Source organism: Kitasatospora sp. NPDC002551 (assembly GCF_040296005.1).
In the GTDB taxonomy this organism is placed as follows: domain Bacteria; phylum Actinomycetota; class Actinomycetes; order Streptomycetales; family Streptomycetaceae; genus Kitasatospora.
The window spans coordinates 84,482-95,245 of record NZ_JBEOWI010000038.1; the positions used below are offsets into that span (position 1 = coordinate 84,482).

Genomic DNA, 10,764 nt, shown 5'->3' on the forward strand with positions numbered 1-10,764 from the left:
GCCTACCGGGGCGGACGACCTGTGCCCACGTCGTGCGCGCGGAGCCCCGGGACGTGTCGCCGACACACCGTCACCCTCTCGGTTTCACCCGGACGGGTGAAACCGGAGCCGCTCAGTCCGCGCCGGGTCGCAGCGCGTCCAGCGCGCGCCGCAGGCCGGCCAGCTTGCGCTCCAGGTGCGCGGCGGTGGCCGCCACGCCGCCGTCCTCGGTGCCGTCGAGCTGCTTGGTCAGCGACTCGGCCTGCTCCTCGACCGCCGCCAGCCGGGCCGACAGCTCACCGAGCAGCGCGCCGCCGATGGCCGGCTCGGCGCCGCTCGCCTCCAGCTGCAGCCGCAGCAGCGCGGCCTGCTCCTTCAGCTGGCAGTTCTTCATGTAGAGGTCGACGAAGACCGAGACCTTGGCGCGCAGCACCCAGGGGTCGAACGGCTTGGAGATGTAGTCCACCGCGCCGGCCGCGTAGCCGCGGAAGGTGTGGTGCGGGCCGTGGTTGATCGCGGTGAGGAAGATGATCGGGATGTCCCGGGTGCGCTCGCGGCGCTTGATGTGGGCGGCGGTCTCGAAGCCGTCCATCCCGGGCATCTGGACGTCCAGCAGGATCACCGCGAAGTCGTCCGTGAGCAGCGCCTTGAGCGCCTCCTCGCCGGACGCCGCCCGGACCAGGGTCTGGTCCAGCGCCGAGAGGATCGCCTCCAGCGCCAGCAGGTTCTCCGGCCGGTCGTCGACCAGGAGGATCTTCGCCTTCTGCATCACGACGCGCCCTCCTGTCGCCTGCCTACCTGGGGAAGGCACCCGCGTACTGCCCACCACTACCCCGGTCATGCTAGCCGCACCCCCTCGCCCGGCACATCGCTCCGTCGCGTCCGGATCCGGAGCGGCGCGCAGTCAGTGCACCGGCGTACGCTCACCAGCGAGTCGCCATCCGGTCACTGTTCGCAACGATCGGTGACCCTACCGGGTTCCCGGCCCTCCCCGCCAGCAAACCGCCCACCCCACCGGCGTGAATCCCGGAGCGTACTCCGGGATTCACGCCCCCGTCATCCGATCGGTCCCGACTCGGCCGTTTCCGGGACACGCTGGGCACGTTCCGAGCCCTTCAGGACTTCCGGACGGTGAGCCACTCGTGCATCACCGACAGCAGGTGGTCGGTCTCGACCGGCTTGGTGATGTGGTCGGTGGCCCCGGCCTCCAGCGACTTCTCCTTGTCGCCCTTCATCGCCTTGGCGGTCAGCGCGATGATCGGCAGCCCGGCGAACTGGGGCATCCGGCGGATCGCCTCGGTGGTCGCGTAGCCGTCCATCTCCGGCATCATGATGTCCATCAGGACCAGCGCGACGTTCTCGTGCTGCTCCAGCATCTCGATGCCCTCCCGGCCGTTCTCCGCGTACAGCACGGTCAGGCCGTGCTGCTCCAGCACGCTGGTGAGGGCGAACACGTTGCGGACGTCGTCGTCGACGATCAGCACCTGCTGGCCGTCGAAGCGGGTGTCCGTGCGCGCGGACGGGCGGGCCGCCAGGGCGAGCTCGGGCGCCCGGCCCTCGGCCGTCCGCCCGCCGCTCCCGCGCCCCTCGGCGGGCCCGGCCGCGGCCCCCCGGCCGTCGGCGGGCCCGCGCTCCGGCCGCGGCGCCTCCAGGGCCTCCGCGCGGCGGCGCTCGACGGCACCCCGGCGGCGGACCTCGACCAGCTCGCGGACCTCCTGGGCCCAGTGGTCGGCCGGGCTCTCGCCCACCGGCACCGGCGTGCCGGCCGGGGTGACGCCCACCGCGGCCCGCAGTCCGGCCGCGCCCTGCCCGGCGGCGTCCGGCGCCTCGGTGCGCAGCGGCAGGTACAGGGTGAACGTCGACCCCTTGCCCAGCTCGCTCTCGGCGTGGATCTCGCCGCCGAGCAGCCGGGCGATCTCCCGGCTGATCGACAGCCCGAGGCCGGTGCCGCCGTACTTGCGGCTGGTGGTGCCGTCGGCCTGCCGGAACGGCTCGAAGATCTCCCTCAGCTTGTTGCCGGGGATGCCGATTCCGGTGTCGGAGACCGCGAAGGAGATCAGCGGGTCGTCCGGGCCCTTGATGGCGCCCGCCTCCAGCAGCTGCTCGCGCACGTGCTGCGGCACGCTCTGGCCGGCCGGGCTGATCGAGAAGTCGACGGCGCCGGTGTCGGTGAACTTCACCGCGTTGGAGATGAGGTTGCGCAGCACCTGCTGGAGCCGCTGCTCGTCGGTGTGCAGGGTGACCGGCAGGGCCGGCGAGACCCGCACCCCGAACTCCAGGTTCTTGTCCAGCGCGACCGGCTGGAAGGTCGCCTCGACGTAGTCGACCAGCTGCACCAGGGCGATCCTGGCCGGGCGGACGTCCATCTTGCCCGCCTCGACCTTGGACAGGTCCAGGATGTCGTTGATCAGCTGGAGCAGGTCGGACCCGGCGCCGTGGATGGTGTCGGCGAACTCGACCTGCTTGGGCGACAGGTTGCCCTCGTTGTTGTCGGACAGCAGCTTGGCCAGGATCAGCAGCGAGTTCAGCGGGGTGCGCAGCTCGTGCGACATGTTGGCGAGGAACTCGCTCTTGTACCGGGACGCCAGCGCGAGCTGCTCGGCGCGCTCCTCCAGGACCTGCCGGGCCTCCTCGATCTCGCTGTTCTTGATCTCGATGTCCCGGTTCTGCTGGGCGAGTTGCTCGGCCTTCTCCTGCAACTCCTCGTTGGTGCGCTCCAGCTCCTCCTGGCGCGCCTCCAACTCGGCCGACCGCATCGACAGTTCGGCGGTCAGCCGCTGGGACTCCAGCAGCAGGCCCTCGGTCTTGGTGTTGACGCTGATGGTGTTGACGGTGACGCCGATCAGGTCGGCGATCTGGTTGAGGAAGTCCAGCGCGACGGTGGTGAAGGAGCTGAAGGTGGCCAGCTCGATCACGCCCAGCAGCCGGCCCTCGAACAGCACCGGCAGCACCACGATGTGGGCCGGCGAGGCCTCGCCCAGGCCGGAGGCGATCTTCAGGTAGCCGGGCGGCGCCTCCTTGAGGATGATCGCCCGCTTCTCCACCGCCGCCTGGCCGATCAGCGACTCGCCGGGGCGGAAGGTGGTCGGCATCGAGCGCCGCTGGTAGCCGTAGCTGCCGATCAGCCGCAGCACGGTGTCGTTCTCGTCGTCGTCCTCGGTGATCAGCTCGGCGGTGCGGCCGGCCGGCTGGGCGAGGAAGAACGCGCCGTGCTGCGCCGAGACCACCGGGGTGAGCTCGGTCATGATCAGCGAGGCCACCGCCTCCAGATCGCGCCGGCCCTGCAGCAGGCCGGAGATCCGGGCCAGATTGGTCTTCAGCCAGTCCTGCTCCTGGTTGGTGCGAGTGGTCTCGCGCAGGTTGGCGATCATCTGGTTGATGTTGTCCTTGAGCTCGTCGAGCTCGCCGGCGGCGTCCACGTCGATCCGCAGCGACAGGTCGCCCCTGGTGACGGCGGTGGCGACCTGCGCGATCGCGCGCACCTGCCGGGTGAGGTTGTTCGCCAGCTCGTTGACGGACTCGGTGAGGTCCTGCCAGGTGCCGTCCACGCCCGGCACCCGCGCCTGGCCGCCGAGCCGTCCGTCGGTGCCCACCTCGCGGGCCACCCGGGTCACCTCGTCGGCGAACGCCGAGAGCTGGTCGACCATGGTGTTGATGCTGGTCTTGAGCTCCAGGAACTCGCCGCGCGCGTCGACGTCGATCTTCTGCGAGAGGTCGCCCCGGGCCACCGCTGTGATCACCAGCGCGATGTTGCGCACCTGACCGGTGAGGTTGTTGGCCATCAGGTTGACGTTGTCGGTCAGGTCCTTCCAGATCCCGGCCACGCCCGGCACGCTCGCCTGGCCGCCCAGGGTGCCGTCGGTGCCCACCTCGCGCGCCACCCGGGTCACCTCGACCGCGAAGGCCGACAGCTGGTCGACCATGGTGTTGAGCGTCCCGGCCAGCCCGGCGACCTCGCCCCGCGCCTCGATGGTGATCTTCTTGGAGAGGTCGCCCGAGGCCACCGCGGCCGCCACCTCGGCGATGTTCCGGACCTGACTGGTCAGGTTGGACGCCATGAAGTTGACGTTGTCGGTCAGGTCCTTCCAGATGCCCGACACCCCGCGCACCCGGGCCTGGCCGCCCAGGTTCCCCTCGGTACCCACCTCGCGCGCCACCCGGGTCACCTCGTCGGCGAACGCCGACAACTGGTCGACCATGGTGTTCACGGTGGTGACCAGTTCGAGGATCTCGCCCCGGGCGTCGACGGTGATCTTCTTCGAGACGTCGCCCCGGGCCACCGCGGTGGTCACCTCGGCGATGTTGCGCACCTGGCTGGTCAGGTTGTTGGCCATCAGGTTGACGCTGTTGGTCAGGTCCTTCCAGGTGCCGGACACCCCCGGCACGCTCGCCTGGCCGCCGAGGATGCCCTCGGTGCCGACGTCCCTGGCCACCCTGGTCACCTCGTCCGCGAAGGCGCCCAGCTGGTCGACCATCGTGTTGATGGTGTTCTTCAGCTCCAGGATCTCCCCGCGGGCGTCCACCTGGATCTTCTGCGAGAGGTCGCCGCGCGCGACGGCGGTGGTCACCTGGGCGATCCCGCGCACCTGGTCGGTGAGGTTGTTCGCCATGAAGTTGACGTTGTCGGTGAGGTCCCGCCAGACGCCGGCCGCCCACGGCACCTGGGCCTGCCCGCCGAGCCGTCCCTCGGTACCCACCTGACGGGCCACCCGGGTCACCTGCTCGGCGAAGCCGGAGAGCTGGTCGACCATCGTGTTGATGGTGTTCTTCAGCTCCAGGATCTCGCCGCGGGCGTCGACCTCGATCTTCTGCGAGAGGTCGCCGCGCGCGACGGCGGTGGTCACCTGGGCGATCCCGCGCACCTGGCCCGTCAGGTTGTCCGCCATGAAGTTCACCGAGTCGGTGAGGTCCCGCCAGACGCCGGCGACACCGGGCACCTGCGCCTGGCCGCCCAGCCGGCCCTCCGTGCCCACGTCCCGGGCCACCCGGGTCACCTGCGCCGCGAAGCCGTTCAGCTGGTCCACCATCGTGTTGACGGTGTTCTTCAGCTCCAGCATCTCGCCGGCCACCTCGACCGTCACCTTGCGGGACAGGTCGCCCTTGGCCACCGCGGTGGTCACCTGCGCGATGTTGCGCACCTGAGCGGTCAGCCGCCCGGCCATGGTGTTGACCGAGTCCGCGAGGTCCTTCCAGCTGCCGGAGACGCTGCGGACCTTCGCCTGGCCGCCCAGCTTGCCCTCGGTGCCGACCTCACGGGCCACCCGGGTCACCTCGTCGGTGAACTCCGACAGCTGGTCCACCAGCCCGTTGACGGTCCGGCCGATCTTCAGGTACTCGCCGCGCAGCGGGTGGCTCACCCCGTTGCTGTGCAGCGAGCGCAGCTCCATCTTCTGGTCGAGGTCGCCCTCGGCGATCGACGTGAGCACCCGGCCCACCTCGGCCATCGGCCGCGCCAGGTCGTCGATCAGCGCGTTGCAGTTGTCGACCGCCGCCATCCAGGCGCCCTCGCCGGCGCCCGTCTCCAGCCGCTCGTTCAGCCGGCCCTCACGGCCCACCGCCCGCCGCACCCGGGCCAGCTCGCCCGTCAAGTGCTGGTTGCGCTCCGCCACCTCGTTGAACACCGCGGCGATCTCCGCCAGCGGACCGTCCCCGGGCACCGTCAGCCGGCGCCGGAAGTTTCCGTCCCGCATCGCCGTCAACGCGGCCAGCAGCTTGCGCAGCTCGGCCGGCTCGGCGCCGCGGCTGTGGTTGACACGCCGGCCGGCCGCGCTCCGCGGCGCGGCCCCGGGGCGGCCGCCGCGCGGAGCGGGCGGCGTCGTACCGGTTGCGTCCTTGGTGGCCGAACTCAACGGGCCCCTCCCAGATCGTGAACTGCTACCGTCCCGGCGGCCGGTCAGGCCCACCGGGACCCTCGACGACCGTACTGCTCGGACCGGACATCGCGGACCCCCCAGTCTGGCAGCACTCGCGCCCGGTACAAGCGCGGTTGCGCTCGGTTGGCACCGGCCCGTCCGAAACGGGTGGGCAGAATCACCCTCCGGTGCCTGTTTCGACTCCCCGCCCCCACGGGGAACCAACCGGAAAGTAGGGTGGAGCGCTGCACCGGGCCGCAACCGCCCCCGGCGGCGCCGCCCACCCCGCCGGCGCGCACCGGGATGCGGCGCCGTACCCCGGACAGCCAGGGCCAGAGCAGAGGAGACGTGGCAACGTGGTCACCGCGCGCGCAGCCGCCACCTTCGAACCCGTGGGCCGGTCGGCCGGCGCCGCCCGCTCCTTCGTCCGGGACGCGCTGCTGGGCTGGGGCCTGCCGGAGGTCGTCGACGACGCCGTGGTCCTGGTCAGCGAACTCGTCACCAACGCGGTCGTGCACGCCGGCACCGCCGCCGAGGTCTGCTGCCTGCGCGAGGACGGCACCGTCCGGATCGAGGTCACCGACCACCACCCCGAACGCGGCCTGCCCAGCTTCGCCGACGTCCCCGCCACCGCGTCCGACCACTACGCCGACGCCGACGGCGAGGGCGGCCGCGGCCTGCTGATGTGCGCCGCGCTCGCCGAACGCTGGGGCGTCGAGTACGGCTCCGGCCGCAAGACCGTCTGGTTCCGGCTCGCGCTGCCCGCGCACACCGCCGGCACCCGCTACGCCCTGCCCGCCGCGCCCGGCGGCGAACTGCCCGCCAGCCACGGCCCGGTGCACGTCGCCGTCGTCCAACTCGACGACGACGGCCGCGTGCTCGCCTGGAACCCCGACGCCGAAGCCCTCTTCCAGCACCCCGCCGACACCGTGCTCGGCCGCCCCTGGGCCGACCTCGCCGTCTGGCCCCAGCCCGCCGACAGCGGCCTCGGCCTCGCCGCCGTCCTGCGGCTCGCCCGCTGGGAGGGCGGCTACGCGCTGCGCCGCGCCGACGGCACCGCCGTCGACGTCTACGGCGTCCAGGTCCGCCTGCGCGACACCGACGGCACCCCGACCACCCTCTGCCTGCTCGTCCTCGACGACGACCGCGCCGTACTGCGCTCCCCCGCCCGCGCCCTGCCCGGCGACCGCGGCGAGCCCGCCACCCGGCTCGACCTGCTGGCCGGCCTCGGCACCGGCGAGGACCTCGACACCCTGCTCCAGCACACCGTCGAACGCGCCCGCGACCTGCTCGACGCCGACGCCGCCTACCTGCTGCTCACCACCGAAGACGAGGCCGAGTTCGAGCTGCGCGCCAGCACCGGCCTGCCCCGCGCGCCGCGCCCGCACAGCCGCTTCCCGGTCGACACCGGCAACCGCTACGACTCGCCGCGCCTGCCCTCCGTGCACGAGGACCTCGCCACCCGGCCCACCGGCCTGCCCGTCCTCGACGACAGCGGGCTGCGCTCCCTGCTCACCGTCCCGCTCAAGGTCGAGGGCCGGCTGATCGGCTCGCTCGGCATCGCCAACGGCGCCGCCGGCCGCTACGACAACGAGGACGCGCTGCGCCTGCAGTTCGCCGCCGACCGGCTCGCGCTGGCCGTCGAATCCACCCGGCTCTCCGAACTCGAACGGCTGCGCCGCGGCTCGCTCTCCTTCCTCGTCGAGGCCTCCGACCTGCTCGCCGGCACCCTGGAGCACGAGCAGACGCTCGCCCTGATGGCCCAGATGGCCGTGCCCACCCTCGCCTCCTGGTGCGCTGTCTACACCAACGGCGACCACGGCGCCCCGGCCTCGCTCGCCTTCGTCCTGCACGAGGACGAGGACCGCATCGACCCGCTGCGCGCCCTGCTCGACAAGACGCCCGCCCCGGACTCCGGCCCCACCCACGGCACCCGCTTCTGGACCGCGCCCGCCGAAACCGCCGACGGCGACGGCTTCGCGGACGAACCCGGGCTCGCCGGCCTGCTCGGCGAGACCGTCGTCCTGCCGCTGACCGCCCGCAACCGGGTGATCGGCCTGCTCGCCCTCGGCACCTCGGCCGGCGTGCGGTTCCGCCAGGAGATCCTGGAACTCGCCGAGGACCTCTCCCGCCGGGCCGCCCTCGCCCTCGACAACTCGCGCCTCTACTCCGAGCGCACCGCCACCAGCCAGGCCCTGCAGCGCAGTCTGCTGCCGCCGGAGCTGCCCGACATCCCGGGCGTCGAGGTGGACGTCTACTACCAGGCCGCCGGCGAGGGCAACGAGGTCGGCGGCGACTTCTACGACCTCTTCCCGATCCGCGAGGGCACCTACGGCTTCGCCATCGGCGACGTCTGCGGCACCGGCCCGGAGGCCGCCTCGGTCACCGGACTGGCCCGGCACTCGCTGCGGCTGCTCGCCCGCGAGGGCCTGGACGCCCCGCAGGTCCTCAGCCGGCTCAACACCGCCATCCTGGACGAGGGCGCGCGCAGCCGCTTCCTCACCCTCCTGTACGGCGAACTGACCCCCCGTCCGGACGGCAGCACCGAGCTCTCCCTGGTCTGCGCCGGCCACCCGCTGCCGCTGCGGCTGCGCACCGACGGCCGGGTCGACCGGGCCGCCACCCCGCAGCCGCTGCTCGGCGTCATGGACGACCTCGACCTCACCGCCGAGCACCTGGTGCTCAGCCCCGGCGAGGTCCTGCTCTGCGTCACCGACGGCGTCACCGAACGCCGCGAGGGCCGGCGGATGCTGGGCGACGACGGCCTCGCCGAGGTGCTCACCGGCTGCACCGGGCTCACCGCCGGAGCGGTCGCGCTGCGCGTCCAGCGGGCGGTCGAGCGGTTCGCCCCGGAGCCGCCGTCCGACGACATGGCGATCCTGACCCTGCGGGTGCCCGTCCAGCGCACCGCCTGAGCGCAGCGGCCTGAACGACAACTGAACGACAACGGCCCGACCACACCGGAGCGATGCCTGTCGCACCCCGTGTCGGAGCCTGAACGAACCGTGCCGGGCACCGACACAAAATGTGCGATTCACAAGGGTACAAGCCCGCTCACCCTGGGTACACCGATCTCACCGGGGAATCCCCCGGCGGGGACGTGACCAGCGGCTCTCCCGCTGGCCCAGCATTCCGACCGCAGCCGTCGCACGCTCCAGCCGTGCGCGCCCGGAGCGGTCACGCGCCTTCACCTCATCGACACTCACCCGCGTTCACTGCGCCCTGCGCGCGCCCATGAGTGAAAGGAGCCTCCGGTGAGCAACGAAGCTACCGGGGCACTGAACGCCCGCTCCACCGGCGCCGACGCGGGTAACCTCGGTTACCTCGCCCTCGGCCTGACCCTCCTCGCCTACGGTCTGCTCTCGACCGGCCTCCTCAGCGGCACCGCCGTCGGGAACTCGGCCCACCTCGCCCACATCCTCGGCGGCCTGACCCTGTTCATCGCGGGGCTCTGGCAGTTCCGCGGCGGCGAGGGCTTCACCGGCACCGCCTTCACCAGCCTCGGTGCCTTCTGGGTCACCTGGTCCACGGCCTCCGGCGCCGGCAAGAACGCGGCCGGCCTGTTCCTGCTGCTGTGGGCCCTGCTCGCCCTCACCCTGACCGCCGCCGGCTGGAACGCGGGCCTGTTCAGCCGCGCCGTCTACGGCCTGCTGACGGTCTCCCTGGTCCTGTCCGCGCTCGCCACGTTCAACACCTCCGGCGGCCTCGCCAAGGCGGCCGGCTGGGTCGCCGCCGCCTCCGGCCTGGCGGCCTGGTACTGGGCCACCGCGTCGCTGACCAACAGCGCGTGGGGCCGTGACGCCCTGCCGGTCAAGTAACGGCGGGTGAACCGGTGGGCCGGACCCTCCCCCCACGGGGCCCGGCCCACCGGCATGCCGTGCCCCTGCCCGTCGCCGTCAGCGGCCCCGTCAGCCGCCGACCGCCTGCCACTCCCGCTCCTGCGCCGGGCGGCCCTCCCCGGACCGCCCGGCCCGCCACCGGGCGACAGCGTGCTGCGCGGCGTACGCCAGCAGCAGGATCACCACCGCGACCAGACCGTCCGCCCAGAAGTGGTTGGCCGTCACCACCACGACCGTGATGGTCAGCACCGGGTGCAGCACCATCAGCCAGCGCAGCGGGCTCCTCGACACCCGCACCACCGCGACGGCCGTCAGCACGCACCACGCCACGTGCACCGAGGGCATGGCCGACAGCTGCGCCGCCTTGACCACCCCGCCGACGGCGCCGCCGTACACCGACTGCCCGTATTCGGCGGCGACGTCGACGAAGCCGTTCTCCGGCAGCATCCGGGGCGGCGCCACCGGGAGGAACTGGACGACCAGGCAGACCGCGGTGGTGACCACCACCGTGGTCCGCACCCACGCGTACCGCTCGCGGTGTCTGAGGAAGACCCAGAGCAGCACCCCGATCATCACCGTGAAGTGCATCGACGCGTAGTAGTAGTTCGCCAGCTTCACCAGCGCCGGGTACGGCGTCACCGCGGCCTGCCAGGAGGCCTCGTCGGGCAGGCCGAAGGCCAACTCCGTCCGGTGGATCCAGCGCGCCCTGTCCAGCGCGTGCTCGGTGCTCATCAGGGAGAGGCGTCCGACCAGCTGCCAGAGCGCGAACAGCGCCAGCAGGGTGCCGGCCTCCCGCAGGATCGCCGAAAGGCCGGCCCGCCGCACCCGGGCGGCCGCGTACGCGCCGCCGTAGAGAGCGACCGCGGTGCCCCCGGCGGACTGCCAGGTCAGGGTCATGTTCTGCAACGGTCCGCGCCTCTCCACCAAGCTCCGATGTGGTGGGGAGACGTTAACGCAAAAAGACCCCCTCCTGAACCGGAGGGGGTCTCTTTGGAATGATTGTTCGGCGGCGTCCTACTCTCCCACAGGGTCCCCCCTGCAGTACCATCGGCGCTATGAGGCTTAGCTTCCGGGTTCGGAATGTAACCGGGCGT

At 72.3% G+C, this 10,764-nt stretch carries 5 protein-coding genes and 1 rRNA gene; 2 read left to right on the forward strand and 4 right to left on the reverse strand.

Annotated features, from left to right (window positions below; all coding sequences use genetic code 11):
• Positions 1-112 precede the first annotated feature (112 nt).
• Positions 113-751: a response regulator gene (locus ABT093_RS27815; protein ID WP_350569124.1), complete on the reverse strand. Its 639-nt coding sequence runs from the start codon at positions 749-751 to the stop codon at positions 113-115.
• A gap of 343 nt (positions 752-1,094) precedes the next feature.
• Positions 1,095-5,669 carry a HAMP domain-containing protein gene (locus tag ABT093_RS27820; protein WP_502884334.1) on the reverse strand — a complete coding sequence of 1,525 codons (4,575 nt, stop codon included), beginning with the start codon at positions 5,667-5,669 and terminating at the stop codon, positions 1,095-1,097.
• Positions 5,670-6,187: 518 nt separating this feature from the next.
• Between ABT093_RS27820 and ABT093_RS27825 the strand changes: the two genes are divergently transcribed.
• Positions 6,188-8,746 carry a SpoIIE family protein phosphatase gene (locus ABT093_RS27825; protein ID WP_350569126.1) on the forward strand — a complete coding sequence of 853 codons (2,559 nt, stop codon included), beginning with the start codon at positions 6,188-6,190 and terminating at the stop codon, positions 8,744-8,746.
• A gap of 339 nt (positions 8,747-9,085) precedes the next feature.
• Positions 9,086-9,649 (forward strand): acetate uptake transporter, encoded by a 564-nt coding sequence (locus ABT093_RS27830; protein ID WP_350569127.1) that lies wholly within the window; start codon positions 9,086-9,088, stop codon positions 9,647-9,649.
• Positions 9,650-9,739: 90 nt separating this feature from the next.
• Here the strand turns inward: ABT093_RS27830 and ABT093_RS27835 are convergent, their stop codons facing one another.
• Positions 9,740-10,567 (reverse strand): phosphatase PAP2 family protein, encoded by an 828-nt coding sequence (locus ABT093_RS27835; RefSeq protein WP_350569128.1) that lies wholly within the window; start codon positions 10,565-10,567, stop codon positions 9,740-9,742.
• A 104-nt stretch (positions 10,568-10,671) separates the two neighbouring features.
• Positions 10,672-10,764 (reverse strand): 5S ribosomal RNA (gene rrf, locus ABT093_RS27840); the annotation flags it as partial.